At 68.7% G+C, this 25510-nt stretch carries 31 protein-coding genes; 12 read left to right on the top strand and 19 right to left on the bottom strand.

What is annotated here, in order from left to right; all coding sequences use genetic code 11:
* The first annotated feature begins 90 nt into the window (after positions 1 to 90).
* Positions 91 to 1296, top strand: coding sequence for an RNA-guided endonuclease TnpB family protein (locus tag G3I71_RS35465; RefSeq protein WP_164321322.1), 1206 nt, complete (start codon positions 91 to 93; stop codon positions 1294 to 1296).
* Between the two features lie 208 nt (positions 1297 to 1504).
* The gene (gene dtd / locus G3I71_RS35460; protein WP_164321319.1) at positions 1505 to 1930 is read left to right on the top strand and encodes a D-aminoacyl-tRNA deacylase; all 426 of its coding nucleotides are present in this window, start codon (positions 1505 to 1507) and stop codon (positions 1928 to 1930) included.
* A gap of 39 nt (positions 1931 to 1969) precedes the next feature.
* Here dtd and G3I71_RS35455 read toward each other — a convergent pair whose 3' ends face one another.
* The 6 genes from G3I71_RS35455 to G3I71_RS35430 all read right to left on the bottom strand — a co-directional run bounded on the left by G3I71_RS35455 (position 1970) and on the right by G3I71_RS35430 (position 6932).
* Entirely contained in the window at positions 1970 to 2935 is a 966-nt protein-coding gene (locus G3I71_RS35455; RefSeq protein ID WP_164321317.1) for a folate-binding protein YgfZ, read from the bottom strand.
* Positions 2936 to 2945: 10 nt separating this feature from the next.
* Positions 2946 to 3398: a transcriptional repressor gene (locus G3I71_RS35450; protein WP_164321315.1), complete on the bottom strand. Its 453-nt coding sequence runs from the start codon at positions 3396 to 3398 to the stop codon at positions 2946 to 2948.
* A 73-nt stretch (positions 3399 to 3471) separates the two neighbouring features.
* Entirely contained in the window at positions 3472 to 4047 is a 576-nt protein-coding gene (locus G3I71_RS35445) for an FABP family protein (protein WP_164321313.1), read from the bottom strand.
* Between the two features lie 262 nt (positions 4048 to 4309).
* A complete protein-coding gene (locus tag G3I71_RS35440; protein ID WP_164321311.1) occupies positions 4310 to 5212 on the bottom strand; it encodes a hypothetical protein in 903 nt (300 codons plus the stop codon).
* The gene (locus tag G3I71_RS35435; RefSeq protein ID WP_164321309.1) at positions 5209 to 6117 is read right to left on the bottom strand and encodes a hypothetical protein; all 909 of its coding nucleotides are present in this window, start codon (positions 6115 to 6117) and stop codon (positions 5209 to 5211) included. Before G3I71_RS35435 ends, G3I71_RS35440 begins: the two co-directional genes overlap by 4 nt.
* On the bottom strand, positions 6114 to 6932 hold the full coding sequence (locus tag G3I71_RS35430; RefSeq protein WP_343243159.1) for a hypothetical protein: 819 nt from the start codon (positions 6930 to 6932) through the stop codon (positions 6114 to 6116). Before G3I71_RS35430 ends, G3I71_RS35435 begins: the two co-directional genes overlap by 4 nt.
* A 193-nt stretch (positions 6933 to 7125) precedes the next feature.
* On the opposite strand from G3I71_RS35430, the gene G3I71_RS35425 reads away from it, so the two are divergent.
* Positions 7126 to 7488, top strand: coding sequence for a DsrE family protein (locus G3I71_RS35425; protein ID WP_164321305.1), 363 nt, complete (start codon positions 7126 to 7128; stop codon positions 7486 to 7488).
* A 182-nt stretch (positions 7489 to 7670) separates the two neighbouring features.
* Here G3I71_RS35425 and G3I71_RS35420 read toward each other — a convergent pair whose 3' ends face one another.
* From G3I71_RS35420 to G3I71_RS35390, 8 genes are all read right to left on the bottom strand, one after another.
* On the bottom strand, positions 7671 to 7931 hold the full coding sequence (locus G3I71_RS35420) for a DUF3099 domain-containing protein (protein ID WP_164321303.1): 261 nt from the start codon (positions 7929 to 7931) through the stop codon (positions 7671 to 7673).
* Between the two features lie 86 nt (positions 7932 to 8017).
* Positions 8018 to 8305 (bottom strand): DUF1416 domain-containing protein, encoded by a 288-nt coding sequence (locus G3I71_RS35415; RefSeq protein WP_055524959.1) that lies wholly within the window; start codon positions 8303 to 8305, stop codon positions 8018 to 8020.
* Positions 8306 to 8353: 48 nt separating this feature from the next.
* Entirely contained in the window at positions 8354 to 9193 is an 840-nt protein-coding gene (locus G3I71_RS35410; protein WP_164321301.1) for a sulfurtransferase, read from the bottom strand.
* Positions 9194 to 9378: 185 nt separating this feature from the next.
* Positions 9379 to 9459: an Ms5788A family Cys-rich leader peptide gene (locus tag G3I71_RS52985; protein ID WP_351335063.1), complete on the bottom strand. Its 81-nt coding sequence runs from the start codon at positions 9457 to 9459 to the stop codon at positions 9379 to 9381.
* A 218-nt stretch (positions 9460 to 9677) separates the two neighbouring features.
* A complete protein-coding gene (locus tag G3I71_RS35405; protein ID WP_164321299.1) occupies positions 9678 to 10421 on the bottom strand; it encodes a DUF2993 domain-containing protein in 744 nt (247 codons plus the stop codon).
* 145 nt (positions 10422 to 10566) lie between these two features.
* Entirely contained in the window at positions 10567 to 11706 is a 1140-nt protein-coding gene (locus tag G3I71_RS35400) for a hypothetical protein (RefSeq protein WP_164321297.1), read from the bottom strand.
* 10 nt (positions 11707 to 11716) lie between these two features.
* Positions 11717 to 11971: a MoaD/ThiS family protein gene (locus G3I71_RS35395; RefSeq protein ID WP_164321296.1), complete on the bottom strand. Its 255-nt coding sequence runs from the start codon at positions 11969 to 11971 to the stop codon at positions 11717 to 11719.
* A gap of 85 nt (positions 11972 to 12056) precedes the next feature.
* Positions 12057 to 12944 (bottom strand): alpha/beta hydrolase, encoded by an 888-nt coding sequence (locus tag G3I71_RS35390; protein WP_164321294.1) that lies wholly within the window; start codon positions 12942 to 12944, stop codon positions 12057 to 12059.
* 252 nt (positions 12945 to 13196) lie between these two features.
* Between G3I71_RS35390 and G3I71_RS35385 the strand changes: the two genes are divergently transcribed.
* The 6 genes from G3I71_RS35385 to G3I71_RS35360 all read left to right on the top strand — a co-directional run bounded on the left by G3I71_RS35385 (position 13197) and on the right by G3I71_RS35360 (position 19002).
* Entirely contained in the window at positions 13197 to 13997 is an 801-nt protein-coding gene (locus G3I71_RS35385) for a response regulator transcription factor (RefSeq protein WP_164321292.1), read from the top strand.
* Between the two features lie 105 nt (positions 13998 to 14102).
* Positions 14103 to 15128 (top strand): LacI family DNA-binding transcriptional regulator, encoded by a 1026-nt coding sequence (locus tag G3I71_RS35380; protein WP_164321290.1) that lies wholly within the window; start codon positions 14103 to 14105, stop codon positions 15126 to 15128.
* A 123-nt stretch (positions 15129 to 15251) separates the two neighbouring features.
* Complete coding sequence (locus G3I71_RS35375) at positions 15252 to 16454, top strand: S1C family serine protease (protein ID WP_164321288.1); 1203 nt, start codon at positions 15252 to 15254, stop codon at positions 16452 to 16454.
* Positions 16455 to 16516: 62 nt separating this feature from the next.
* A complete protein-coding gene (locus G3I71_RS35370; protein WP_164321286.1) occupies positions 16517 to 16720 on the top strand; it encodes a hypothetical protein in 204 nt (67 codons plus the stop codon).
* A 99-nt stretch (positions 16721 to 16819) separates the two neighbouring features.
* Entirely contained in the window at positions 16820 to 17557 is a 738-nt protein-coding gene (locus G3I71_RS35365) for a response regulator transcription factor (RefSeq protein ID WP_164321284.1), read from the top strand.
* Entirely contained in the window at positions 17554 to 19002 is a 1449-nt protein-coding gene (locus G3I71_RS35360; protein WP_164321282.1) for a HAMP domain-containing sensor histidine kinase, read from the top strand. The genes G3I71_RS35365 and G3I71_RS35360 overlap by 4 nt, the downstream gene beginning before the upstream one ends.
* Here G3I71_RS35360 and G3I71_RS35355 read toward each other — a convergent pair.
* The 4 genes from G3I71_RS35355 to G3I71_RS35340 all read right to left on the bottom strand — a co-directional run bounded on the left by G3I71_RS35355 (position 18977) and on the right by G3I71_RS35340 (position 20921).
* Complete coding sequence (locus G3I71_RS35355; RefSeq protein WP_164321280.1) at positions 18977 to 19345, bottom strand: hypothetical protein; 369 nt, start codon at positions 19343 to 19345, stop codon at positions 18977 to 18979. The genes G3I71_RS35360 and G3I71_RS35355 overlap by 26 nt on opposite strands.
* Positions 19342 to 19689, bottom strand: coding sequence for a hypothetical protein (locus G3I71_RS35350; protein ID WP_164321279.1), 348 nt, complete (start codon positions 19687 to 19689; stop codon positions 19342 to 19344). Before G3I71_RS35350 ends, G3I71_RS35355 begins: the two co-directional genes overlap by 4 nt.
* A 189-nt stretch (positions 19690 to 19878) precedes the next feature.
* Positions 19879 to 20100 (bottom strand): DUF397 domain-containing protein, encoded by a 222-nt coding sequence (locus tag G3I71_RS35345; protein WP_164321276.1) that lies wholly within the window; start codon positions 20098 to 20100, stop codon positions 19879 to 19881.
* Positions 20097 to 20921, bottom strand: a complete 825-nt coding sequence (locus tag G3I71_RS35340; RefSeq protein WP_164321275.1) for a helix-turn-helix transcriptional regulator — start codon at positions 20919 to 20921, stop codon at positions 20097 to 20099. Before G3I71_RS35340 ends, G3I71_RS35345 begins: the two co-directional genes overlap by 4 nt.
* Before the next feature lie 133 nt (positions 20922 to 21054).
* Here G3I71_RS35340 and G3I71_RS35335 point away from each other — a divergent pair, with 133 nt between their 5' ends.
* On the top strand, positions 21055 to 21327 hold the full coding sequence (locus G3I71_RS35335) for a hypothetical protein (RefSeq protein ID WP_164321273.1): 273 nt from the start codon (positions 21055 to 21057) through the stop codon (positions 21325 to 21327).
* Positions 21328 to 21479: 152 nt separating this feature from the next.
* Here G3I71_RS35335 and G3I71_RS35330 read toward each other — a convergent pair whose 3' ends face one another.
* On the bottom strand, positions 21480 to 22463 hold the full coding sequence (locus G3I71_RS35330; protein ID WP_164321271.1) for an AraC family transcriptional regulator: 984 nt from the start codon (positions 22461 to 22463) through the stop codon (positions 21480 to 21482).
* A gap of 133 nt (positions 22464 to 22596) precedes the next feature.
* On the opposite strand from G3I71_RS35330, the gene G3I71_RS35325 reads away from it, so the two are divergent.
* The gene (locus G3I71_RS35325; RefSeq protein ID WP_164321270.1) at positions 22597 to 24705 is read left to right on the top strand and encodes a pectinesterase family protein; all 2109 of its coding nucleotides are present in this window, start codon (positions 22597 to 22599) and stop codon (positions 24703 to 24705) included.
* Between the two features lie 54 nt (positions 24706 to 24759).
* Positions 24760 to 25488: a PH domain-containing protein gene (locus tag G3I71_RS35320; RefSeq protein WP_164321268.1), complete on the top strand. Its 729-nt coding sequence runs from the start codon at positions 24760 to 24762 to the stop codon at positions 25486 to 25488.
* The last annotated feature ends 22 nt before the right edge of the window (positions 25489 to 25510 follow it).

Genomic DNA, 25510 nt, shown 5'->3' with positions numbered 1-25510 from the left:
GAGCAGGGCGGTGGGCTGGGATTCGCCGCCAGGGCGGGTCGCAGTGCTACGACCCGCAGGTTTGATCTTAAGTCGCGGCCACGTTAGTTTGTGAGCGTGACCGCGAACCATGTGAAGCGGGCGTTCAAGTACCGCTTCTATCCGACCGATGCGCAGGCAGCTGAGCTGTCGCGCACGTTCGGCTGTGTGCGGAAGGTCTACAACCTGGCGCTCGCAGCCCGTAGTGAGGCGTGGGCGCAGCGTCAGGAACGGGTCAATTACAACGCCACGTCGGTGTTGCTGACCGCGTGGAAGAAGACCGAGGAGCTGGCCTACCTCTCCGAGGTGTCGTCGGTTCCGTTGCAGCAGACGCTCCGGCACTTGCAGGGTGCGTTCACCAACTTTTTCGGCAAGCGGGCGAAGTACCCGACGTTCAAGAGCCGGAAGAAGTCGCGGAAGTCCGCCGAGTACACCACCAGCGGCTTCCGCTTCCGTAACGGCAGCCTGACCCTCGCCAAGATGGCCGACCCGCTGGACATCGTGTGGTCGCGCCCCCTTCCCGAGGGCGCGCAGCCGTCCACGGTGACCGTGTCCCAGGACGCGACCGGACGCTGGTTCGTCTCGATGCTGTGCGACGACAGGCCGGCCATGCCCGCGCCGGTCAGCGCAGCCGTTGGCATCGACGCCGGAATCACCAGCCTGGTGACACTCTCCACCGGGGAGAAGGTCACCAACCCGAAGTTCGAGCGCAAGGACCGCGCTCGGCTCGCCAAGGCTCAGCGCGAGCTTGCCCGTAAGGCCAAGGGTGACGGGACCAACCGGGCCAAGGCCCGGCGCAAGGCTGCCAGGGTCCATGCCCGGATCTCCGACCGCAGACGCGACTTCCTGCACAAGCTGACCACCCGACTCGTTCGTGAGAACCAAACGATCGTGATCGAGGACCTGACCGTACGCAACATGGTCAAGAACCACTCGCTCGCCCGGGCCGTCTCGGACGCGAGCTGGACCGAGATGCGGTCCATGCTGGAGTACAAGGCAGGCTGGTACGGGCGTGAGGTGATCGCCGTGGACCGGTGGTTCCCCTCGTCCAAGCTGTGCTCCCACTGCGGCACCTTGCAGGGCAGGATGCCGTTGAACGTCCGTACCTGGACGTGCGACAACTGCGGGACGACCCACGACCGGGACGTGAACGCGGCGAAGAACATTCTGGCCGAGGGGCTCTCGGTGTCTGTCTGTGGAGCCGGTGTAAGACCTCAACGGAGCACTCCGGGCGGGCAGTCGGCGACGAAGCAGAAAACCCCACGGCGCGAGCCGTAGGAATCCCCCTCCTTCAGGAGGCGGAGGATGTCAAGTGCCTCTACCGTCCCCTCGACCTCGACAGGCGAATGGGTAGCATCGTGCCACCCCCGGCGGCCGCTATGTGACCGAGTGCCCCCGAACGGCCCCAGATGGGGGCTTAAGCATCAAAAAGAATCCCTCCACAGGCCCTGCGCGACCGGTCGGGACGGCACGGCATGATGAGCCCATGCGTGCAGTGGTGCAGAGGGTGGACGGCGCGAGCGTCGTCGTGGACGGCGAGGTGACCGGCGAGATCGCGGGCGAGGGCCTGTGCGTCCTCGTCGGGGTCACACACGAGGACACGAAGGAGAAGGCGGCCCAACTGGCCCGCAAACTCTGGTCGATCCGCATGCTGACGGACGAGAGGTCGTGCTCGGACATCGACGCCCCGCTGCTCGTCATCAGCCAGTTCACCCTGTACGGAGACGCCCGCAAGGGCCGCCGCCCCACCTGGAACGCGGCAGCCCCCGGCGATGTGGCCGAACCGCTCGTCGACGAGGTGGTCGCCCAACTCCGTTCCCTGGGCGCGACGGTGGCGACGGGCCGCTTCGGCGCCCAGATGCGGGTGAGCCTGACGAACGACGGCCCGTTCACCGTTCTCGTGGAGATCTGAGGGGAGGTCGGAGGGGAGACCTGAGGGGCGGTCGGGGGCCTACGGCTCGACCACTACCTCCTGCGCGGCAGCCGTCTTGTCGGCGACCAGCCGCGCGTCCACCGCCACGTTCCGCTTCACCAGCGCGAGCGCGACCGGCCCCAGCTCGTGGTGGCGTACGGACGTCGTGATGACGCCGATCTTCCGCCCGTCGGGCCCGTCGTCCGCGAGCCGGAGTTCCGTGCCGGGCGGCGGCAGGAGGACCTCGCTGCCGTCCAGGTGCAGGAAGACGAGCCGACGCGGCGGCTTGCCCAGGTTCTGGACCCGGGCGACCGTCTCCTGCCCGCGGTAGCAGCCCTTCTGCAGATGCACCGCCGTGCCGATCCAGCCCAGCTCGTGCGGGATGGTCCGGTGGTCGGTCTCGAACCCGACCCGCGGCCGGTGCTGCTCGACCCGCAGCGCCTCGTACGCCAGCAGCCCCGCCGCCGGTCCGGCCTTCTCGGCGTACGACTCCAGTTCGGCGCGCGGGAGGAAGAGGTCACGCCCGTACGCCGTCTCGCGTACGGCGACACCGTCGGGGACCTCCGCGATGGCGCCGGCTGGCAGGTGGACGAGCGCGAACTCGTCTGTCCGGTCGGCGACTTCGACCCGGTAGAAGAACTTCATCGACTCCAGGTAGGCGATCAGCGCCTCCTGGGTCCCCGGCTCCACATGGGCCCAGGTGGTCGTGCCGTCGTCGACCAGGTACAGCGCGTGCTCGATGTGGCCGTTGGCGGACAGCACCAGCGCCTCGGTGGCCTCGCCCACGGGCAGGTCGCTGACGTGCTGGGTGAGCAGCAGGTGCAGCCAGTTCAGTCGGTCGTCGCCGGTGACGGTGACCACGCCGCGGTGGGAGAGGTCGACGAAACCGATGCCCTCGGCGAGGGCACGCTGTTCGCGGAACAGCTCGCCGTAATGGGCGGCGACGCCTTCGTCCACCCCCTCGGCGGGGACGGCGCCGGGCAGGAACAGCAAAGGGCTCTTCATGGGGACAAGCCTACGACTCGGTAGTTGAAACCTTGGCAGCCGAAGCCTTGAGGGCGCAGTCCTTGCAGCGGCCGAAGATCGCGAAGTGCTTCATGTCGGTCTCGAACCCGAAGTCCTCGCGCAGCCTGGCGGTGAAGTCCGCGGCGATGGCGACATCCGTCTCGATCACGTTCTCGCAGTCGCGGCAGACCAGATGGATGTGATGGTGCCGGTCCGCGAGGTGGTACGTCGGCGCGCCGTGCCCGAGGTGGGCATGACTGACCAGCTCCAGCTCCTCCAGCAGCTCCAGGGTCCGGTAGACCGTGGAAATGTTGACCCCCGACGCCGTCTTCCTCACTTCCACGAGGATGTCGTCGGGGGTCGCGTGCTCAAGGGTGTCCACGGCTTCGAGGACAAGCTGGCGTTGCGGGGTCAGCCGGTAACCGCGCTGCCGCAGATCACTTTTCCAGTCGGTGCTCACCACACAAGAGAGTCTAGGACCACTTGCTGGGAGTACTTACTGGCTGGGCGTACTTACTGGGTCCGCTTGACCGGGTCTACTTGAAGAAGGCGATTCCGTCGTCCGGCATGTCGTCCGGCAGGTCCTTCGCCCAGCGTTCGACGTCCTCCGGAGTGACGACCTTCTTCAGGTGCGCCGACATGTACGGGCGCAGCTCGACGTCCGGGGTCTGCTTCTCGCCGACCCACATGAGGTCGCTGTGCACGTACCCGTAGAGCCGCTTGCCGCCGGTGTAGGGGCCCGAGGCCGCCGTCCGGGCCACGGCGTCGGTCACGATGTCGATCTGCGGCTTCTTGGCGGCCAGCTCGCCGTACCAGACCTCGACGACACCGTCCTGGCGGACCATGACGACCTCGACCTTGCGGTCGGCGTCGACCCGCCAGTAGCCGGACTCGGACTCCAGGGGCCTGACCTTGTTGCCATCGGCGTCCAGCACCCACGAGCGGGAGTGGTACTCCAGGAAGTCGCGTCCGTCGTGCGTGAAGGTGACCTCCTGCCCGAAGTTGCACTTCTCCTCGCCGGGGAAGTCGTAGACCCCCGCGCCGGCCCACTCGCCGACCAGGAAGACGAGAGGCAGAAGGTCCTTGTGGAGGTCGGACGGGATCTCGATCATGAGCTGCGTTTCCTGCGATTCCTGGTGGCGGTGGTCAGCGCTGGCCCTGGTACAGCTTCTTGACCGTCAGACCGGCGAAGGCGAGAACGCCGACGGCGACCAGAACCAGCAGGGCTTCGAAGAATGCCTCAAGCACGGGGTGCTCCTCGGACGATCGGTTGGGCAGTACACGCGGTACAGGGCGGTGCACGCGGTACGAAAGGGCCGGGCCCCACTCTAGTCGGGTGGGGCCCGGTGCTCACAGCGAGGTCCGTGGAGGCCCTCAGCCGAGCAGCTGGCTCTGCAGGGTCACCGTCTGCTGAAAGGGCACGGCCAGTGCCTCGCCCTTCCTGGACTGGACGATCAGGGCGATGGTGTCCCCGGCGGACAGGTACGCGTGCCGGACCTGCTCGGCGCCGTACGGCTTGGGCTCGACGTACAGCGAACGTCTGATGTCCCTGAGCAGGGACGCGGTCGAGAAGCCCGCGTCCGGGGCGGCCTCCTCGCCGCCGCGGATCGGGTATTCGGGGCTGTCGTAGTGGGCGATGTCCGTGAACAGCCTTTCGGCGACGGCCGCTGTGTCGAACTGCAGCAGGTAGGTCCGCGTGTGCGTGCCGTCCTGCGTCCGCCAGCCGCGGGCGGCGATGTGCCGCAGACCGTTGTCGGTGAGTACCTGGCTGAACTCGTCGCGGTCCTCCCCGTCCGCGTACTCCGAAAGAAAGTCCTTCTTCGCCAGCCAGCCGTCCTCACCGGCCAGCCCCTCGTCGGCCTCGGCGCCCTTGGGCGCGGGCAGCACCAGTGCGCGCAGGTCCGCGTAGTGGGCGCCGACCGGGTTCACGTCGGCGAAGGGCGCGGGGCTGCCGGACGGCAACGGCGGCCGGACGAGCACCGGGTACTCCCACCGTCCGTCAGGCTCGGTCGCCAGTCCTGGTACGTCGGTCCGCTCCATCCGGGTGATGCCGTACGCGGCAGACGCGCCCACCGCCGCGAAGACGGCCACGACGGCGGTCCAGCGGAGGGCGGCACGCAGGACACGACGATCCTTCCTGACCGGCGGCACGGGGTCAGCCGGGGGCGCCGGGGCCGGTATGAGTGGTGGCGCTGTCGGTGCTTCGGGCAGGGAAGTCGTCGGCGCGTCCTTCTGCTCCGGCTCGGTCTGCTGCCCCTCGGTCTGCTGCTCGGTCATACCGCCTCCCCCGGCTCCGCGATGCGGTCGAGCTGCTCGCGCAGCAGCACCGCGACTTCCTTGGTGTTCAGTGGCTCGGCCGCGTACGCCGTGGCGCTGACCAGCACGTCACCGACGTACGCGGAGCAGTACATCGCGTCGAGCTCCGCCTCGTCGGTCTTGGGCGGCAGGAAGCACTTGGCGTTCTTGTGGCCCTCGATCCTCGGACCCTTGCGGAAGACGTCCAGGGCGGCCATGAACTCGCTCTGGAACCGGGACGTGTCCCGGACAGCCGCCTTGTTCGCCATCTGGGACAGCACGATGCTCACCGTGAAAGGCTCCTCCGAGTAATCGGAGGGTGCAGCGCCCCAGCCCACGTAGCTGCGCATCGCCATGCCCTTGATGGCCTGCTTGTCGATCTGCTTCTCCAGCCGCCTGCGCTGGGTGCGGGGCAGGTCGCGCAGCGACTCCTTGCGCAGGGCGGTGGCCTGGTCCCCGCTGAGCAGGGAGTCGGAGCCGAACTCCCCGATGTCCGGGCCGCGCTCCCAGGTATCGGTCTCGTACGGCACGAGCATGCCGGCGAGCCCGGACGGGGTCGTCTTCCGCTTCTCGTCTGCCGTGGCCTCCGAGAACTTCCAGACGGGGGCACCCGCGCCCCGGTCGGCGCCGTCCACGGTCACGACGGTGTAGCCGGTGCCCGCGACGACGGCGCCGGCCAGGAGGACGGAGGTGGCGATGGCGGCGATACGGCCTCGGCGCACCGGCTTCTTCGGAGATGCGAGGTCCGGGGCAGGTATGACAGGTGTGACAGATGTGCCGTTCTGAGGCTCGGACGTCTCCGGAACTTCGGGCGTCGCCGGAACTTCGGGGCTCTTCTGAACGTCAGGAGTGTCCGCGTTCTCGTTCTCGTTCTCGTTCTCGTTCACAGCCGCTCCATCTGCCGCTTGGCGAGGTCCATGATCTTCGCCTTGGAGATCGGCCTGGTGTCGTAGAGCCAGACCTCCATGGCGATGTCACCGCGCCAGGCGTGGGCCTGGGCTCTGTACATCGGCTGATAACCGGCCTCGGTCTCGGGCTTGGTGGTGACGAACACCATGCCGTCGCCCGTGCCGGGGATGGGCCAGCTGCGGGTGCCCTCCACGTTCCAGTCGGCGGCGGCCTCCGCGGCGGCGAGGTACTCCTCCTGGCGGTACTGGACGAGCCGGATCTCGACGCTGTGCGCGCTGCCCACCCGCCAGGTTGTGGTGGCCGTGCGCCGGAACTCGTCCGTGACGAGGTCGCCGAAGAAGGTCTTCGAGTCCTCGACCCAATCCGCGTAGTCGGCGGCGTCCAGCCAGCCGTCCTCGCCCGGCGGGAACTCCCAGTCCTTCGCCCCCTTCGGCCGCTTGATCAGCAGCTTCCGCAGGTCCCCGTCGGTCTTCACCCGGCGGTCCTGCGCAGCCGACAGCGGCTCGGGCCCTTCACCCTTGGCCTGCGCGAGCGCCGGCTGCGAGAGCGAGGGCAGCTTGGTGGGCTCGCGATCGGCCTGTACGAGATAACCGGCGCAGGTTCCGGCGAGCAGCCCGAGCACTGCGGCCCCGGCGATCAGCAGCGTCGTACGCCCGCGCCGACGCGCCCGCGGCGGGGTGGGCGGCTCCTGCGGCGCTTCTGCGGCCTCCGCCACAGCCGGTTTCTCCACAGCCGGTTCCTCCACGCCCTCGACGGCCTCCAGGGTCTTCGGCGCTTCGGGTACTTCCGACACTTCCAAGACGTCCCCCATGCAACGTGACGCACGGATTCCCTATCCGCGCGCACAGAAGACCCATGGCGAACGCCCAGAGTTGTAACAGAGTTGATCACGATTCGGACTACATGACGGCCGCGGCCGGACCCCGGCTCGCGGTCGCCGGTCACGCGCCGCCCCGTGGGTCCGTACCACGGCCTACGATGCCGCCATGGCGAAGAAGCTCGTGATCAAGGTGACGGCTGGGGCCGATGCCCCCGAGCGCTGCTCGCAGGCGTTCACGGTGGCGGCGGTGGCCGTGGCCAGCGGGGTCGAGGTGTCCCTGTGGCTGACCGGGGAGTCGGCCTGGTTCGCACTGCCGGGACGGGCCGCCGAGTTCGAGCTGCCGCACGCCGCGCCGCTGCCCGACCTGATCGACTCGATCCTCGCGGCAGGCCGCCTCACCCTCTGCACCCAGTGCGCGGCCCGGCGGGACATCACCGAGAAGGACGTCATCGAGGGCGTACGGATCGCGGGAGCTCAGCTCTTCGTCCAGGAAGCGATGGCGGACGGGACGCAGGCGCTCGTCTACTGATACCGAGAGGGCGAGTCGGGTATCTTCCCGCTCTTTTCCAGGTGGAGCATCATCTGCTGGACACCGGGATCGCGGGCGGGCCAGACCGGCGGGACGTACAGGCGTTCCGTCTGGAAGGCGAGGGAGATGCCCTCCGTGCCGGGCGGGGGCCGACGAGGACCCAGTCGGGTTCCTGGTCGCGGCTACTGCCGGCGCTTCTTGCCGTCCAGCTCGTCCCACCACTCGTCGGACCTGGTGTCGCCGGACGGGTCGTCCCACCAGCGGTCGTCCGGGCCCCGGCGGTTGGCGACCATCGCCGCCACGGGCGGGATCACCATCGCGACCACGCACATACCGACCGCCACCGGCATCGACCAGAGACGTACGACCGACCAGGCCAGGACGAAGAGGCCGATGCACGTCCCCATCATGGCGAAGTAGGCGTGGCGCCGTCGCGCGTACATGGGTCAAGGGTAGTTCGCCGTGCACGGCGAAGGGCCGTACCCCCGAATCGAGGAGTACGGCCCTTCGGTTACTGCTGCTGGTGCCGTCAGACGGCGATGGCGACCTCGGAGAGGCCGCCCGTCTGGGCGACGACCGTGCGGTCGGCCGTGCCGCCCGGGACGAGGGCGCGGACGGTCCAGGTGCCCTCGGCCGCGTAGAAGCGGAACTGCCCGGTCGCCGAGGTGGGGACCTCGGCGGTGAACTCGCCGGTCGAGTCGAGGAGGCGGACGTATCCGACCACCGGCTCGCCGTCGCGGGTCACCTGACCCTGGATCGTGGTCTCACCGGGCTTGATCGTCGAGGCGTCCGGGCCGCCGGCCTTCGCTCCACACATGTCGTTTCCGTCCTTCAGGCCTTGACTTGACTGACTTGACTTCGAGGGTTACTTGTTGGCGCCGAGCTCGATCGGAACGCCGACCAGGGAGCCGTACTCGGTCCAGGAGCCGTCGTAGTTCTTGACGTTCTCCACGCCCAGCAGCTCGTGCAGGACGAACCAGGTCAGGGCCGAGCGCTCGCCGATGCGGCAGTACGCGATGGTGTCCTTGGCCAGGTCGACCTGCTCGTCGGCGTAGAGCTCCTTGAGCTCGTCGTCCGACTTGAAGGTGCCGTCGTCGTTGGCGTTCTTCGACCACGGGATGTTGCGGGCGGACGGGACGTGGCCCGGACGCTGCGACTGCTCCTGCGGGAGGTGGGCAGGGGCGAGCAGCTTGCCGCTGAACTCGTCGGGCGAGCGCACGTCGACCAGGTTCTGCGAGCCGATGGCCGCCACGACGTCGTCGCGGAAGGCGCGGATGGACTTGTTCTGCGGCTTGGCCTGGTAGGCGGTGGCGGTCCGCTCGGGGACCTCCTCGACCAGCTCGCGGGCGTCGAGCTCCCACTTCTTGCGGCCGCCGTCGAGCAGCTTGACGCTGTCGTGGCCGTACAGCTTGAAGTACCAGTAGGCGTACGAGGCGAACCAGTTGTTGTTGCCGCCGTAGAGGATCACCAGGGTGTCGTTGCCGATGCCCTTGGCCGAGAGGAGCTTCTCGAAGCCCTCCTCGTCGATGAAGTCACGGCGGACCGGGTCCTGGAGGTCCTTGGTCCAGTCGATCCGGATGGCGTTGCGGATGTGGTTCTTCTCGTAGGCGGACGTGTCCTCGTCCACCTCGACGATGGCGATGTCGGCGTTGTCGAGGTTGGCCTCGACCCAGTCGGCGTCTACCAGTACGTCGCTGCGGCTCATGCTTTTTCTCCTCCGGGGCAGTTACGGCGGGGTGGTGCGTAGTGCGTGAGCAGAGGGGTGCGTATATGTCGGTCGTACCCCGTCGTGTGCGGTCAGGCCTGCTGCGACTCGGGCACGGGGCCCTGTGGGGCAGGGCGCCGGGGGCCGCGGGAGGTGGTGCGCCGCTGGACGCCGCGCGCTCCCGCTCAGAAAGGGCGACAGAGCATGGCGGCCACGCGGCACAGGTCTACTGCCCGCCGCTTCGTGAGATCCGCCTGTCGCTGCATAGCGTCGATCGTAGGGACGGATTGCCGGGGATGTCACCGGCGTGTCGCATTATGAGATGCGATCGTCCACAATGTGAGACGCGAGTGAGAAAAGGGTGCTGACAGCCGGGGTGCGGGTGAGGATGTGAAGGGTGCGTCCGTCGTCACATCTGCTGTACGGACGGAGCTGTCTCGCCAGTTGGACACCCGCCCGGTGCGGGGCCTCGGCCAGACGCGTCCTACCCCGCCAGGCTGACGTTCGAACCCTTCACCGTGATGTCCACACCCGTCTTCGCCGCCTCGACCGAGTCCAGCTGGATACCGCCGGGCAGACCGTCGATCCTCTGCTGGAAGTCCGTCACCGTGCGCAGCCTGCCGTCGGCGAGGTCGATGCCCAGGTTGGGCAGGGAGTCCGCCTTCACCTTCACCGTGTCGGCGTCGATCGTGACCGTGCTGAGGACCGACACCGGCTTCGGCAGCTTCTTGCCGAGCACCGTCGCCTCGACCTCGACCTTGATCTTGCCGTTGCCGCCGTCCGACAGGCCCACGACCGTGGCGGTCACACCGGGGACCACCTCCGTGGGCCCCGACTCGGCCGACTTGGCCGCCTTCAGCAGTTCGGCGTACGTGATGGTCGCGCTGCCGGTGGCGGTGGCCGCGGTGGCGGAGCTGTAGTCGCCGGAGAACTGGACGTCGCGCATCCGGGCGTTGAGGTCGTCGATGCGGATGTTCTGGCCCGAGGTTCCGGTGGCGGCCTCGTAGTCCTTGATGCCGACCTTGACGTCGTCGAGTTCGCCGCCGACGACCTGGGTGAGGAAGGGGAAGCCGTTGATCGACACGTCGGGTGCGGTGGCCAGGCCCTCGTTGGCCCTGAGTCGGTCCGCGACCTCGTCCTCCGCGAAGCCGACGGCGACGCGGTCGGCGATCACGAAGAGGCCGCCGAGGATGACGGCGACGATGAGGAGTATTCGGAGTGCACGCATGTTCGCGACGGTACCCGGCGGGGCTTCGACAGGGGCCGGGGTGGGGGTGGTTGTGGATCGTCTGTGACAGGCGGGGCGATTTCTCGCCCCTGCCGCCCCTGCCGCCCCTACCGGTCCTCAAACGCCGGACGGGCCGATCCCGCCCTCAGATCAACGCCCGTCCCACCAGGTACACCGCCGGTGCGGCCGCCGCCAGCGGCAGCGCGACGCCCGCCGTGAAGTGGACGAACCTCGACGGGTAGTCGTAGCTCGCCACCCGGTGTCCGACGAGCGCACAGACCCCCGCCGACAGCCCCAGCAACGCACCGTCGCTTCCCAGCTCGGTCATCCCCCCGACCGCGATCCCGGCCCCCGCAGCCGCCAGCAGGGCAACGACCACCGACGCCGCCGTCGGCAACGGCAACGCCCGTGCGAGCACCGCCGCGGCGACAGCGGCCGCCCCGACGCTCACCGCGTCCGGCTCCGCCGCGAGGTGACCCGCCGCGATGATCGCCAGCGCCGCCGAGGCGATCGTCGCCATCAGGCCGGACATCCGGGTGTCCGGGTCCGCGTGGGACCGGAGCTGCAGGAACAGGGTCAGCACGACCCAGACCCCGAGCGTGCCGACGATCGCCGCCGGCGCGTTCTCGCGCCCCGCCGCCAGCAGCGCCACGTCAGCCGTCACCGCGCCCGCGAAGGCGAGGACGATGCCCTGCCGGGCGGGCCACATACCGTTCAGCCGGAACCAGCCCGCCGCCGTGACCGCCTGGAGGATGACGAGGGGGACCACCAGCGCGTACGTACCGATGGCCGCCGTACCGGACAGCAGCAGCCCGAGCAGTGCCGTGAGGGCGGCGGGCTGCATTCCCGGCTCGATGATCGGCGAACGTCCCTCGAGCCGGGCCCGCTGCGCATCGGTGACCCGGGTGTTGCCCGCGACCGTGGCGGGCCCGTACCCGGCGCCGGCCGTACCTGCCCCGGCCCCCGTCCCCTGCGGCGGCAGGTACGGAGTCTCCGGCACCTGCGCCACCGCGGCCGGGGCGACCGGTGCGGCCGTCACCGGGGCCTGCATCTGCGTCTCCCAGGTCTGGCCCTGCCACTGCTGCGTGTACTGCTGCGCCTGCCCGTCGTCGTAGGCCGGCTGCTGCTGCCCGGGCCAGGCCGGAGTCTGGGGCTGAGCCTGAGGCTGCTGTCCCCCGTACTGCTGCTGTTGCTGCTGTCGCTGGGGCTGCTGATACGGGTCGTACCCCTCGTAACCCTCGTACGACTCGCCGTACTGCTGCCCATGTCGCTGCTGGTCGCTCATAGCGCTGCGCTCACCCTCCTGCGAACGGCGGGAGCACCTCGACCGTGCCGCCCTCGGCCAGCCGTACCGTCTCATGTTCGCGGGTGCCCACGGGGTCACCGTCGATGAGGAACGAGCATCGGCGCAGGACGCGGACGAGTTCACCGGGGTGCCGCTCGCGGACCTGGTCCAGCGCCTCGGCGAGGGTGGCCGCGTCGTACGGCTCCTCGGCGATCCCGGCCGCGGCCTTCGCGGCGGCCCAGTAGCGCACCGTGACCTTTGGCATCTGCCTGTTCTCTGCTTCCTCGATCGGCCGGCAGTCAATTGTCTGCTGCTGTTGCCTGTCGCTGTTGTCTGTGACGCCGCCAAGGCTAGCCCGCTTGTGCGACAGCCCAGTCCCCTATGCGCCGCAGCAGTTCGTCGTCCGCCGCGTGCTCCGCGTGGCCCATGCCCGGCTCCAGCCACAGTTCGGCCGTGTCGCCCGCCGCTTCCGCGAGCATCCGCGGGTGGTCCACCGGGAAGTAACCGTCCCGGTCGCCGTGCACGATCAGCAGCGGGGTCGGTGTTATCCGCGCCGCCGCCTCCACCGGGGAGAGGGGTACGGGGTTCCAGTCCCGGTCGTGGATCCGCGTACGGAGTCCGTAGCGGCTCACCAGGCGGCCCTCGGGGCGGGTGATCAGCCAGTGCACGCGCCGCATGGGGGCCGTGCCCCGGTAGTACCAACGGGCCGGCGCACTCACCGAAACCACCACGTCCGACGCCGCCCCCGTGCGCCCCCCACGCTTCCGCTCCCCGGAGCTCCCGTACAGCGCCGCGTGCCGCAGGACCACCGAGCCACCCATCGAGAAGCCGACCGTGGCCACCCGGGTGTGCCCGAGCTCACGTGCCCAGCGGACCGCGGCGGCCAGATCGAGGACCTCGCGGTCGCCGACCGTCGAGCGTCCGCCGGACGCCCCATGCCCTCGGAAGGAGAACGTCAGCACGGCCCCGTACTGCGCGAACGCCTCCGCCACCCGTCGAACGTGCGGCCGGTCCACATCCCCCGTGAAACCGTGTGCGACGACGAACACGAGATGATCGGAAAGGTGATCGGAAAGTGGCGTCGAGGTGTCGTATACAACGCCTCCCGGCTCGTATACGGCATCGATCGTCACCCCGTCGTCGGTGGTCAGAAACCTCCGCAGAGGGGTGCGATCGGCCGTCTCAGAGTTCGGGACGGTGAAAGATCGCGTCACATGACCTGCCGAACCAGTGCTCATGTGGGCTATTCTGCTGGGCAGAGGACTCGGGCAGCGCAGCCCCCGAGTCCTTTTGTGCTTTCGGTGGCGCTGTATACGAAGCGGGTTACGAAGCGGAACGCTGAAGGAAACCGCAGGTGTACGCCACGCAGATCGCGCAGCAGTACAGCAGTGCCGCAACGTCCTCGCAGGGACCGAGGAGGAACCAGACGTTATGGGCGAGCTAAACGTGCACGACCGTATGGCGACGACTATCCGGGTAGGTGGGACTCGATGAGTTCACTTCTCCTCCTGACCAATGCCCTCCAGCCGTCGACGGAGGTACTTCCCGCCCTCGGCCTGCTGCTGCACAACGTGCGCGTGGCTCCGGCCGAGGGCCCCGCTCTCGTCGACACCCCAGGTGCCGACGTCATCCTCATCGACGGCCGGCGGGATCTGCCCCAGGTGCGCAGCCTGTGTCAGCTCCTGCGCTCCACCGGGCCCGGCTGTCCGCTCATCCTCGTCGTCACCGAGGGCGGCCTCGCGGCCGTCACCGCCGACTGGGGTATCGACGACGTGCTCCTCGACACGGCCGGTCCGGCCGAGGTCGAGGCGCGACTGCGGCTCGCCATGGGCCGGCAGCAGATCGTCAACGACGACTCCCCCATGGAGATCCGCAACGGCGACCTCTCGGTCGACGAGGCGACGTACAGCGCGAAGCTGAAGGGCCGGGTCCTCGACCTCACCTTCAAGGAGTTCGAGCTCCTGAAGTACCTCGCCCAGCACCCGGGCCGTGTCTTCACGCGCGCACAGCTCCTCCAGGAGGTCTGGGGCTACGACTACTTCGGTGGCACCCGGACGGTCGACGTGCACGTACGACGGCTGCGCGCGAAGCTCGGCGTCGAGCACGAGTCGCTGATCGGGACCGTCCGCAACGTCGGTTATCGATTCGTTACGCCGGAGAAGGGCGACCGCACGAGCGACGAGGCGAAGGCCAAGGCGGCCCTCGCAAAGTCGGACGATGCGGGCGGTACGGGCGATACGGCGGCCCTGGACGCGGTCACGGAGTCGTCCGAGGTCACCGCCGAGGCGTGACCTCGGTGGCCGGGTGACGGCGCACGGCATGGTCCGCGCTCCGGGCGGGTGGAACGAATTCCTTACGCCCTGCCCAGAGCGGGTCCATCCGCGTAGACTCCGCGCGTGGCCAAGGTGACTAGGGATGATGTGGCTCGGCTGGCGGGTACTTCCACCGCCGTCGTCAGCTATGTCATCAACAACGGACCCCGGCCGGTTGCCCCGGCCACGCGCGAGCGTGTCCTCGCCGCGATCAAGGAACTGAGCTACCGGCCCGACCGGGTAGCCCAGGCGATGGCGTCGCGGCGCACGGACCTCATAGGCCTGATCGTGCCGGACGCGCGCCAGCCCTTCTTCGGGGAGATGGCGCACGCGGTCGAACAGGCGGCGTCCGAGCGCGGAAAGATGGTGCTGGTCGGCAACTCCGACTACATCGCCGAGCGCGAGGTCCACTATCTGCGGGCCTTCCTCGGTATGCGGGTCTCCGGGCTGATCCTCGTCAGCCACGCCCTGAACGACAACGCGGCGGCGGAGATCGAGGCCTGGGACGCCCGGGTCGTCCTCCTGCACGAACGCCCCGAGGCGATAGACGACGCCGCCGTCGTCATCGACGACCTCGGCGGCGCCCACCTCGCCGTCCGCCACCTGCTGGAGCACGGCTACGAGTACGTCGCCTGTATGGGCGGCATCGCCGAGACCCCGGCGGTCGGCGACCCCGTCTCGGACCACGTCCAGGGCTGGCGGCGCGCGATGGACGAGGCCGGTGTCTCCACGGAGGGCCGCCTCTTCGAGGCCCTCTACAACCGGTACGACGCCTACAAGGCCGCCCTGGAGATCCTCGCCGACCCGGCCCGCCGTCCCCCGGCCATCTTCTGCTCCACCGACGACCAGGCGATCGGCCTGCTGCGCGCGGCGCGCGAGCTGCGCATCGACGTCCCCGGCGAGCTGGCGGTGGCCGGCTTCGACGACATCAAGGAAGCGGCCCTGGCCGACCCGCCCCTCACCACCGTCGCCTCCGACCGCCCGGGCATGGCCCGCGCGGCCGTCGACCTGGTCCTCGACGACGGGGTACGGGTGGCGGGGGCGCGGCGCGAGCGGCTGAAGCTGTTCCCGTCACGGCTGGTGACCCGGCGCTCCTGCGGCTGCGAGTAGCCGGTACGCACCAGTACGCAGGTCGCAGGTCCCTGACCTCTTTATTTCGGGCATACGAGCTTCTGTCGGGCTTCTCAGGGAGCACTCAGCCAGCTCTCATGCTGACGGGACAAGCTCTCTTCCATGACCGAGAGCTTCCGCCGCAGCGGCGAGTACGAGACCCCCCAGGGCCACGAGCCGCAGTCGGCGTACCCCCAGCAGCAGTACGCTTCCGCCCCCACCCCCCAGACTTCCTCTCCGGTGAACCCCGAGTGGCCGCCCCCGCCGGCGTACGAGCCGCCGACGGTCCAGCAGCCCGCGTACCGGGAACCGGCCGAGATCCAGCCCCAGGCTCCGCAGGCCCAGCAGGCTCCGTACGGCCAACAGGCGCCGTACGAGCAGCCCGCGGCCACCGCCACCCTGCTCGCCGAGGCTCCGGCCGACGAGGTTCCCGCCGGGCGCAAGAAGCGTGCGAAGGGCCCCTTCGCCCTCCTCGCCGCCGTGGCGATCGTGGCCGCGGCGATAGGCGGCGGCACGGCGTACGGCATCCAGGAGCTCACCAACTCGAACTCCGCCGTCACCTCCAGCAGCACCAGCACCAACGTGGTGCCGTCGAGCGCCAAGGGCACGGTCTCCGGGGTCGCCGCGGCGGTCAGCCCGAGCATCGTCGAGATCAACGCGACCTCGAACGCGGGTTCGTCGACCGGCTCCGGCGTGATCATCACGTCCGACGGCGAGATCATCACCAACAACCACGTCATCACCGGTGCCTCGTCGATCAAGGTGTCGACGAGCGACGGCAAGACGTACACCGCGAAGGTCGTCGGCACCGACAGCAAGAAGGACCTGGCCCTCATCAAGCTGGAGAACGCCTCCGGTCTGAAGACGGCGACCCTCGGCGACTCCGCCGGCGTCCAGGTCGGCGACGAGGTCGTGGCGATCGGCTCTCCCGAGGGCCTGACCGGCACGGTCACCAGCGGCATCGTGTCCGCCCTCAACCGTGACGTCACCGTCGCCACGGAGGAGAGCCAGAGTCAGGGCCAGCAGCAACAGCAGGGCGGCGGCAGCGGCAGCTGGCCCTTCGAGTTCGGCGGCCAGCAGTTCAACGGCGACACCGGTACGTCCACCACGACGTACAAGGCCCTCCAGACGGACGCGTCCCTCAACCCGGGCAACTCCGGCGGCGCGCTCATCGACATGAACGGCAACATCATCGGCATCAACTCCGCGATGTACTCGGCGAGTTCGTCCTCGTCGGACGCGGGCAGCGCGGGCCTCGGCTTCGCCATCCCGATCAACACCGTCAAGTCCGACCTGGCGACACTGCGCTCGGGCTCCACCACCTGACGCGGAGAAGTTCGAGAACTTCGAGAACTTCCGAAGCAGAAGTACAGAGACAGGGGTACGTCATGATCAAGCAGGTTTCGCACAAGCTGACCGTCGGTACGGCGGCCACCGGCCCGGCCGCCCTGGACCTCGCCCTCGGCGTGGCCTTCGCCCTGCACCCGCCGACGGCGACGGCGAAGACCCGGGCCGCAGAGGTCGCCACGGTCACGCATACGGCCGCCGCCCGCAGGGTGACGACGCGCAGTCGCCGTCCCGCACTCAGCTGATCCTCTGCACGGCTGATCCTTTCTCTCCGCAGCAGACCGGAAACGTGCGAGGCTGAAGGAGCCCCGACACGTCCCACCGCACCCGAGGAATCCACGCCCATGAGCCCCGCCGAAGGCGACCGTGACACCCAGCGCATCCTGATCGTCGACGACGAGCCGGCTGTGCGCGAAGCACTCCAGCGCAGCCTCGCCTTCGAGGGGTACGACACGGAGGTCGCGGTCGACGGCGCGGACGCCCTGGAGAAGGCGACCGCGTACCAGCCCGACCTGGTCGTTCTCGACATCCAGATGCCGAGGATGGACGGCCTGACGGCGGCCCGACGGATGCGCGGCGCGGGCACGACCACGCCCATCCTGATGCTCACGGCCCGGGACACGGTCGGCGACCGGGTCACAGGCCTGGACGCGGGAGCGGACGACTACCTGGTCAAGCCCTTCGAACTGGACGAACTCTTCGCCCGGGTACGGGCCCTGCTGCGCCGCAGCTCCTACGCGGCAGCGGCGGTGGCGGGCAGCCTCCCCGAGGACGAGGCCCTCACCTTCGCCGACCTGCGCATGGACCTCGCGACGCGCGAGGTGACACGCTCCGCCCGGGCGGTGGAACTGACCCGCACGGAGTTCACCCTCCTGGAGATGTTCCTGGCCCACCCGCGCCAGGTCCTCACCCGTGAGCAGATCCTGAAGGCGGTCTGGGGCTTCGACTTCGAACCGTCCTCCAACTCCCTCGACGTGTACGTCATGTACCTCCGCCGCAAAACGGAGGCGGGCGGCGAGCCCCGCCTCGTCCACACGGTCCGGGGTGTGGGGTACGTACTTCGACAGGGCGGCGCGGAATGAGCAGAGTGGGACGCCGGTTCCGTACCCTGCCGATCCGGGCGCGACTGTCGATGCTGGTCGCTGCCGCTGTGGCGTTCGCGGTGGCGGCGGTTTCGGTGACTTGTTGGTTCATCGTGCAGGGGAAGTTGTACGACCAGGTCGACAACGACCTCCAGAAGATGACCCAGCGCGGGTTCGACGACAACGGCCTCCGCCAGCTCGTCGCCAACTGCAGCGAGACTCCGCAGCAGAACAGCAATGACTTCCGGGCCCCGACCAACTACCTCCAGCTGGTCAAGCCGGACGGAACCATCTGCGTCGCCGGGTTCTCCGAGGGTGCGGTCAAAGTGACCAGTGCCGAAAAAGAGCTGATCAAGGACACCAGCGCCACCAACGGCATCCTCCACAACGGCACTGACAAAGACGGCGACTCGGTACGGGTGATGGCCCTGCCCGTGGTGGTCAGTGAACCCGGCACGGACCCGTATCACGCCGCCCTCGTCATCGCGGTCTCCCTCAAGGGAACCGAGTCCACCCTGAACGAGCTGGCCCTGATCCTCCTCCTCGTCTCCGGCATCGGAGTCGTGGGCGCCGGTGCGGCCGGTCTGGCGGTGGCCCGAGCGGGCCTGCGCCCCGTGGACAAGCTCACGGAGGCCGTCGAACACGTCGCCCGCACCGAGGACCTGAGCGTCCGCATCCCGGTGGAGGACGAGAGCGACGACGAGGTGGCCCGCCTCTCGCGCTCCTTCAACTCCATGACATCCGCCCTCGCCAACGCCCGTGAGCTGCAACAGCAGTTGATCGCGGACGCCGGCCACGAACTCCGCACCCCCCTGACCTCTCTCCGTACGAACATCGAACTCCTCACCCGCAGCGAGGAGACAGGCCGCCCCCTCCCCGAGGCGGACCGAAAGGCGCTGCTCGCGTCGGTGAAGGCTCAGATGACCGAACTGGCCGCCCTGATCGGCGACTTGCAGGAGCTGTCCCGCTCGGAGGGGCAGCGAGGTGAGCGCGTCCAGGTGGTCGCTCTGGAGGACACGGTGGAGTCGGCCCTGCGCCGGGCCCGTCTGCGAGGCCCCGAGCTGACGATCACGGCGGATGTCCAACCCTGGTTCGTCCGGGGGGAACCGTCGGCCCTGGAGCGGGCGGTGGTCAACATCCTCGACAACGCGGTGAAGTTCAGCCCCGAGGGCGGCACGATCGAGGTCCAGCTCGCGTCCGGCGTACTCACGGTCCGCGATCACGGCCCCGGCATCCCGGCCGACGAGATCGCCCACGTCTTCGACCGCTTCTGGCGCTCACCTTCGGCGCGCGCGCTCCCCGGTTCCGGCCTGGGCCTGTCGATCGTCGCCCGTACGGTCCAACAGGCGGGCGGAGAGGTCACGTTGGCCCGCGCGGCGGGCGGCGGCACGGTGGCCACGGTACGGCTGCCTGGGGCGGCTACTCCGCCGCCGGAGGCGGTGTAGGGAACTCAAGCGGGTCGGCTTCCTGCCAGAAGACCTCGTAGACAAGGATCTGCGGATCCTGGCAGCGCCGGTCGAAGCTGTAGACCAGCCAGCCGTAGCCCATGTCGAAGTACAGGATGCGCGGCCCCTTGGGGTCGCTGGACCGCACCGGCTCAACGCGCATGCCCTCCGGTAGATCGCCGTCAGCGTCGACTCCCCGGAAATACGGGTCCTTTGCGGTAACCAGCTCAGCGCGAGCCTCGTCAACCAGAATCCGCGCATTCTCGGGCAGCGCATCACGGCCGACGAGGGCATCGAGCCGCCAGTCCATCTGCCAAGGCGGCCCCATGAACTCATCGGTCACTCGCCGGGCTCCAGCTTCCGCGTGCCGTAGCGAATCTTCGCCACCTCGTCGATCAGGGCTTTGGCCTCAGTAATGTCGGTTGCCTCTGCGGCACGATGCTGGAGCTCGGTCACGTGGGCGTCGAGCTGCGGATCACGGGCGATCGCGTACTCGCACCACCAGCGGGCCAGGAACGCAGGCACCGGACCGGGGTCGTACGCGTCAGCGATCGCCCACTTCCAGTGGGCGTCGAAATCAGGGAGAAGCACGGGAGCGTGCTGGGCAATGGCTCCGCGCAGCGCTTTCGGGGTCCGCTCGGGCATGGGGGGGACGACCGCATCGGTTTCCGCAGCGTGGGCAACCATGATCGATGTCCTCCTTCGACGCGTCGTGTCTACGACCTTAGCCGCGCTCACCGTCCCCACGCGGATTGTCGACGCACCCAGGACGGTTCGGCGAGCTGCTGAGCTGCCAAAGGGTTGGTGATCGTGATCTCTGCCATGACGTCACCGTGACCGGATCGCTCCCCGTCCCGGCCCGGTTTCCCGCCTTCTTCACCCGATGGTGTTCACTCCGGGCTCACCTTTGGCCCGCTCCACGAACACGGACCAGGACGCCGCCGCGAAGACCAGCGGGCGCGCGCACGGGGCCTTGCTGTCCCGGACCGGGACGAGGCCCACGTGGCCGTCGGCGACCTCGACGCAGTCGTTGGCACCGCCTCCGCTGTAGCTCGACTTGCGCCACACAGCCGTGCTGAGGTCGAGAGTGTGCGTCATGGGCTGCGCTCCTCCAGTAGGCCCCTGATGAACGTGAGCGAATCCGACGGGGACAACGCCAGGTCGCGAAGCCGATCGTAGGACAGTCGGAGTCGCAGGACGTCCTCCGAGTCCTCCATCAGCTCGCTGCACTCGTTGCCTTCCTTATAGGCAGCGCTGCTTCCGTTCTTCTGCCAGAGCACCGTCAGCGACCCGTTCATGTGATGGTGAACTCCTGCGGAGAACGGCAGTACTTGGAGTGTCACGTTGGACCACTGGGCAACGCCCTCAAGATGAACCAGCTGTTCGCCCCACGTCTTGGCGCTGGCGGCCGGGCGCCGAAACGCGACCTCGTCGATGATCACGCGGACGTCCGACAACGGCTTCTGCCGCAGTAGGTACTGCCGGCCAAGGCGCGCCGCGACGAGTTCATCGATCGACTCGTCGCTGTCCTCCGTTGTCTGGCCACCAGACAACACCTCTCGGGCGAAATCCTCGGTCTGGAACAGTCCAGGCACTGACGGGGCGAACAACCACATCACCCGCGCCGTCCCCTCCAGCCCCATGAACGCCTTGTACTGGTCCTTGAACGCGTCCAGCCGAGCCACCCTCCAATGGCTCACGAGCAGGTCATCGGTCCCGTAATACGTATCCAGGTCCTCCATGACCGTCACCTTGGACAGCCGCTCGCCCGACTCCAGCCGTGACAGGTAGCTCTTGTCGTAGCCGGTCTCTTCGGACAGTTGGCCGAGCGACTTGCCCGCCTTCTCCCGCAGGAACCTGAGCGTGCGCCCCAGCACCGCCCGGCCCGACTCGCCGTCCCCGTCAACCTGTTCGCCCATGTCAGCCCTCGCCGTTGCCTGGGCGCCCCGGCAACGCCCGCCCTCTTCCGCAGAGTACGTCGGAGCAGTGACGATCTGAACGCGAACGGTAATCACCGCTCGTCACGGCCACCCCCACCGAAGGGCCCCGCACATGCGTCTGCTCCCCTGGACCACCCCCGAAGGCAACCCCTGCTACCTCAGCACCGACAGCGACCTCAGCCGGCTCTCTCTCCTCGCCGACGACATCGAGGCGGCCCAACTGGAGTCCGGGGAGCAGGTGTTGAAGGGGGCGCGGGGCCTGCTCGGTGACCCCAGGGCGGGGGAGCGGGCCGTGCGGTTCGGGCTCACGCGGGCCACCGAGTCGTTGGCGGACGTCCTACGGATCGCGGTCAGCCGGGGTGGGCGGATCCCGACGGAGTGGTGATGCCGGATTTCCTCGGTCGCGGAGCCGAGCAGATCGCATCAGCTCCGCGACCGAGATTTCCCCCGTTGCGAAATCAACAATGCCGGGCAGCAGCCCTGTTGTCGTTGCCAGTCGGTCCACAGTTCCTTGGCACTGCGTCTACTCCTGGTCTGTTACCGCTCGCACAGCGCCTGTTGCCTGTACTCCCTGGGGGACATCCCGAACTCCGCGCGGAACGCCCGCGTGAAGTCGGACGGGCGCGGGTACCCCCAGCGGGCGGCGATGATGTGGATCGGCGTACCCCGGAGCGAGTGGCACGCCAGGTCTCGGTGGGCGTTCTCCACACGTCGGCGACGGATCCAGGCCGCGACCGTCTCCCCCCGCATCTGCTGTTGGAAGATGCGGTGCAGATAGCTGAGCGAGATGTTGTGGGCGGCGGCGATCACGGGTGGCGTCAGTTCGGGGTCGTGCAGGTTCTGCCGGATGAACGTCTGGACGCGTTCCGCCATGGCCCGCCCCCGGGTCTCCGGCGACAACACGGCCTCCGCTTCTAGCAGTTGCGCGAACCAGGCCGACATGAGGTCGATGACGACCGTGCCCAGGCGGGGCGCGTCGTACGGCTGGAGGGTGCCGATCTGCCGGTTCAGCCCGACGACGAACTCCGCCAGGAGCGCACCGACCCCCTCGCGCCCCGGCAGGTTCAGGCCCAGCAACTCCCGTACCCGGTGCGGCGGCAGGGGCAGCAGTGCCTTGGGGAAGTCCACGGCCATTCCCGTGACGACGCCGCCCTGACGGTCGTCCGCCGACCTGACGTCGTACGGCTGCGAACTGTCGGCCAGGTGCAGGTCATGTGAGGTGAATGTGCTGGCCTGCCCTGCGTGGTCGAGCGCCAGCCCGCCGTCGAGCAGCAGCGTCAGGTGATACAGCTCGGGGTCGGCCTGGCGCACCATTTTCGGGGTCCGCCGGTAGCGCGTGGGTCTGAACGACATCTGGCTCACGACCACCGGCCCCAGTTCCATCAGCCGCTGCTCCGCCCAGAAGTCGGCGGCGTGCTCGCTGACGAGTGCGCTGGCGCGCGTCCGGCCGACCAGTTCCTGCCAGTAGTCGAACCTGTCTCCCACAGGTACGTCCGTGGTGCGGAACACCGTCCCGATCATTCCGCTTCCCCTCCGGTCCCCGGTCTTCGTCTCCACATCACGGCAACCTTTCCCGCCCCGGCTGCAACAGCCAAGCGACGTGGTACCCCCTCCAGTTAAACCCTCTTGACCCCTCACTTGATCGGAAGCAGCCGTGAGCGCATCCCGCAGCACGTCCAGCCGTCACCGCCGCCGCAAGACCGCTCTGGTGGCCGGCGTACCGCTGGCCCTGGTCTCCGCCGGTGCCATGGCCTACGGCTCCGCCCTGGGCGTGTTCGGCTCGGACGCGCAGCCGAAGGCCTCCGCCGCGTCCTCCACGGCCGCCGCCTCCGCCCTCGCCGGTGTCACCGATGTCGCCAACGGCTTCGCCTCCGTCAACGCCCTTGGCCAGAACGGGACTTACGGCGGCCGGGACGGCCAGACCGTCACCGTGAAGACGCTCGCCGACCTGGAGAAGTACGCGACCGCCTCCGAGCCGTACATCATCGTTGTCGCCGCCACCATCAACATGGACCCGGTCGGCAAGGAGATCAAGGTCGCCTCCGACAAGACCATCATCGGGTCGGGGACTTCGGGGCAGATCGTCGGCGGCGGGTTCTTCCTCGGCACCGGAGTCCACAACGTCATCATCCGGAATCTCACCATCCGGGACGCCTACCAGGGCATCTGGAACGACAAGGAACACGACTTCGACGCCATCCAGATGGACGGCGCCCATCATGTGTGGATCGATCACAACGACCTGCGGCACATGGCCGACGGACTCATCGACAGCCGCAAGGACACGACCTACCTGACCGTGTCCTGGAACAAGCTGAGCCAGGACAACAAGGCCTTCGGTATCGGCTGGACCGCGAACACCACCGCCGACATCACGATCCACCACAACTGGATCCGCGAGACCGAGCAGCGCAACCCGTCCACCGACAACGTGGCCCACGCGCACCTCTACAACAACTTCCTGGAGGACGAGGCGGGGACCACCATCAAGTCCTCGTACGGAAATTACTCCCGCGGCAAGACCAACATGGTGCTGGAGAACTCCTACTTCCAGGGCATGACCAACCCCGTCGTCCGCGACGCCACCGCCACCCTCGTCCAGCGCGGCAACGTCTTCTCGGGTACGACCGGCAAGAACGAGAGCGGGGGGTCGGGCGCCGCCTGGGACCCGAAGACGTACTACGGCTACACCCTGGACAAGACGGCCGACGTGCCCGCGCTCCTCAAGTCCGGTGCGGGGCCCCGCAGTTCCGTGGCCAAGGCGACCAGCACAGCCGCCACCGGCACGACCACCACGGCCGCCGCCGCTACCACCCTCACCGTCGCCGCCGACGGCTCCGGCCAGTACAGGACCGTGCAGGCCGCCGTGAACGCCGTACCGGCGAACAACGCCTCCAGGGTGGTCATCTCCGTCAAGCCGGGGACGTACCGCGAGCTGGTCAAGGTGCCGTCGAACAAGCCGCACGTCACCATTCAGGGCAGCGGCGGGAGCCGCAAGGACACCACGATCGTCTACAACAACGCGTCCGGTACGGCCAAGCCCGACGGTTCCGGTACGTACGGCACCGGCGGCAGCGCCACGGTCGCCGTCGACGGGGACGACTTCCAGGCCCGCAACCTGACCATCTCCAACGACTTCGACGAGGCCGCGCACCAGGACATCGCCAACCAGGCGGTCGCCCTGCGCACCTCCGCCGACAAGGTGTTCCTCGACAGCGTCATCGTCAGCGGCGACCAGGACACCCTGCTGGTGGACACCGCGTCCAAGGACAAGCTGGGCCGCGTCTACATCACCAACTCCTACATCGTCGGCAACACCGACTTCATCTTCGGCCGGGCCACCGCCGTGATCGACAAGTCGGTCATCACCCTGAAGAAGCGCTGGAACGGCACCTCGGCCGGTTACGTCACGGCCCCCAGCACCGTCGCGAACCGCAAGGGCATCCTGATCGCCAACTCCACGGTGAGCGGCGACGTTTCCGACCGCAGCTTCTACCTCGGCCGCCCCTGGCACGCGGGCGGCGACGCGGCCCTCGACCCCCAGACCACCATCCGCAACACCTCCCTGAGCGCCGCGATCAGGACCACCCCCTGGACCGACATGAGCGGCTTCTCGTGGAAGGACGACCGCTTCGCCGAGTACAAGAACACCGGCGCGGGTTCGGGCGCCGCGAGCAGTGACCGCCCGCAGCTGACCGACACCCAGGCCACCGGCCAGGAGATCGCCGACTGGCTCGGCGACTGGACACCGTCCGCCTCCTGACGTGCACAGGTCCCCGCTCTACGATCACCCCATTACAGGCTCTGGGGAGGGTCAATGGGCGGGGACGTCGGTGTCGGTGGCCGTGACGGTGACGGGATCGAGCGGGAGTACCGGAAGCGGCGGAAGGCGCCCCGCGGGTGGCTCGCGTACCTGGGGTTGATGGTGGTGTCCTGCCTGCTCCAGATCAGCAGCCCTACCGGGCGCAGTTGGGAGAGGGCCGTACTCCTCACGTTCTTCGCGGCGGTTGTCGTACAGGGGGTGCTGTTCATGTACCGCGCGCGCACGCTGATGGACAGGCGCGGAGTCGTCGTGCGCGGGTTCGTGATCGAACGCCGGTGGGCCTGGCACGACGTCTACGACTTCCGGGCCCAGTCGCTCCCCAAGGCGCCCTCCTTCGGGCGCAAGTGGCTGGTCTTCCTGTACGACACCGATGGCCGGCGGTTCCTCCTCCCGCACGTCGACGACTGGCAGTTGGACGACCCGCCGGCCGAGGTCGACGAGCTGCGAGCCGTCGCCGCCCGGCACCGGGGCACGGCCTGGGAGCCGCGCCCGGCGACCGAGGCGCACATTCTGAGGCGGACCGCTCACCGCAAGGCCTGGGAGCGGGCGGTCATCGGCGCGCTCATCGTGTTCGTGTGCACCTCCCTGGTCCTGGTGGTGCTGACGATCACGACGGACGATCCACCGACTCCCCTTCTGCTCCTGTGGGTCCCGCTGGCCGCCTTCGCCCCAATCGCGGCCTTCCTCCACTGGCGCTGCGCACGAGCGGTAGCCCACGCATAACCGCCTGCCAGCCCTGTCACAG

The sequence above is a fragment of the Streptomyces sp. SID12501 genome, assembly GCF_010550245.1.
GTDB lineage: Bacteria > Actinomycetota > Actinomycetes > Streptomycetales > Streptomycetaceae > Streptomyces.
The sequence above is the reverse complement of the archived record's forward strand: the minus strand, read 5'-3'. Positions and strand labels throughout refer to the sequence as shown.

What these genes read in the sequence shown, in the direction of transcription:
- G3I71_RS35370 (WP_164321286.1), top strand. Translation starts at nt 16,517, where the DNA reads ATGATCAAGCAGGTTTCGCACAAGCTGACCGTCGGTACGGCGGCCACC.
- G3I71_RS35335 (WP_164321273.1), top strand. Translation starts at nt 21,055, where the DNA reads ATGCGTCTGCTCCCCTGGACCACCCCCGAAGGCAACCCCTGCTACCTC.
- G3I71_RS35385 (WP_164321292.1), top strand. Translation starts at nt 13,197, where the DNA reads ATGAGTTCACTTCTCCTCCTGACCAATGCCCTCCAGCCGTCGACGGAG.
- G3I71_RS52985 (WP_351335063.1), bottom strand. Translation starts at nt 9,459, where the DNA reads ATGCAGCGACAGGCGGATCTCACGAAGCGGCGGGCAGTAGACCTGTGC.
- G3I71_RS35415 (WP_055524959.1), bottom strand. Translation starts at nt 8,305, where the DNA reads ATGTGTGGAGCGAAGGCCGGCGGCCCGGACGCCTCGACGATCAAGCCC.
- G3I71_RS35340 (WP_164321275.1), bottom strand. Translation starts at nt 20,921, where the DNA reads ATGGGCGAACAGGTTGACGGGGACGGCGAGTCGGGCCGGGCGGTGCTG.
- G3I71_RS35440 (WP_164321311.1), bottom strand. Translation starts at nt 5,212, where the DNA reads ATGACCGAGCAGCAGACCGAGGGGCAGCAGACCGAGCCGGAGCAGAAG.
- G3I71_RS35360 (WP_164321282.1), top strand. Translation starts at nt 17,554, where the DNA reads ATGAGCAGAGTGGGACGCCGGTTCCGTACCCTGCCGATCCGGGCGCGA.
- G3I71_RS35420 (WP_164321303.1), bottom strand. Translation starts at nt 7,931, where the DNA reads ATGTACGCGCGACGGCGCCACGCCTACTTCGCCATGATGGGGACGTGC.
- G3I71_RS35365 (WP_164321284.1), top strand. Translation starts at nt 16,820, where the DNA reads ATGAGCCCCGCCGAAGGCGACCGTGACACCCAGCGCATCCTGATCGTC.
- G3I71_RS35350 (WP_164321279.1), bottom strand. Translation starts at nt 19,689, where the DNA reads ATGGTTGCCCACGCTGCGGAAACCGATGCGGTCGTCCCCCCCATGCCC.
- dtd (WP_164321319.1), top strand. Translation starts at nt 1,505, where the DNA reads ATGCGTGCAGTGGTGCAGAGGGTGGACGGCGCGAGCGTCGTCGTGGAC.
- G3I71_RS35375 (WP_164321288.1), top strand. Translation starts at nt 15,252, where the DNA reads ATGACCGAGAGCTTCCGCCGCAGCGGCGAGTACGAGACCCCCCAGGGC.
- G3I71_RS35345 (WP_164321276.1), bottom strand. Translation starts at nt 20,100, where the DNA reads ATGACGCACACTCTCGACCTCAGCACGGCTGTGTGGCGCAAGTCGAGC.
- G3I71_RS35320 (WP_164321268.1), top strand. Translation starts at nt 24,760, where the DNA reads ATGGGCGGGGACGTCGGTGTCGGTGGCCGTGACGGTGACGGGATCGAG.
- G3I71_RS35330 (WP_164321271.1), bottom strand. Translation starts at nt 22,463, where the DNA reads ATGATCGGGACGGTGTTCCGCACCACGGACGTACCTGTGGGAGACAGG.
- G3I71_RS35395 (WP_164321296.1), bottom strand. Translation starts at nt 11,971, where the DNA reads ATGCCAAAGGTCACGGTGCGCTACTGGGCCGCCGCGAAGGCCGCGGCC.
- G3I71_RS35400 (WP_164321297.1), bottom strand. Translation starts at nt 11,706, where the DNA reads ATGAGCGACCAGCAGCGACATGGGCAGCAGTACGGCGAGTCGTACGAG.
- G3I71_RS35410 (WP_164321301.1), bottom strand. Translation starts at nt 9,193, where the DNA reads ATGAGCCGCAGCGACGTACTGGTAGACGCCGACTGGGTCGAGGCCAAC.
- G3I71_RS35425 (WP_164321305.1), top strand. Translation starts at nt 7,126, where the DNA reads ATGGCGAAGAAGCTCGTGATCAAGGTGACGGCTGGGGCCGATGCCCCC.
- G3I71_RS35390 (WP_164321294.1), bottom strand. Translation starts at nt 12,944, where the DNA reads ATGAGCACTGGTTCGGCAGGTCATGTGACGCGATCTTTCACCGTCCCG.
- G3I71_RS35445 (WP_164321313.1), bottom strand. Translation starts at nt 4,047, where the DNA reads ATGATCGAGATCCCGTCCGACCTCCACAAGGACCTTCTGCCTCTCGTC.
- G3I71_RS35455 (WP_164321317.1), bottom strand. Translation starts at nt 2,935, where the DNA reads ATGAAGAGCCCTTTGCTGTTCCTGCCCGGCGCCGTCCCCGCCGAGGGG.
- G3I71_RS35405 (WP_164321299.1), bottom strand. Translation starts at nt 10,421, where the DNA reads ATGCGTGCACTCCGAATACTCCTCATCGTCGCCGTCATCCTCGGCGGC.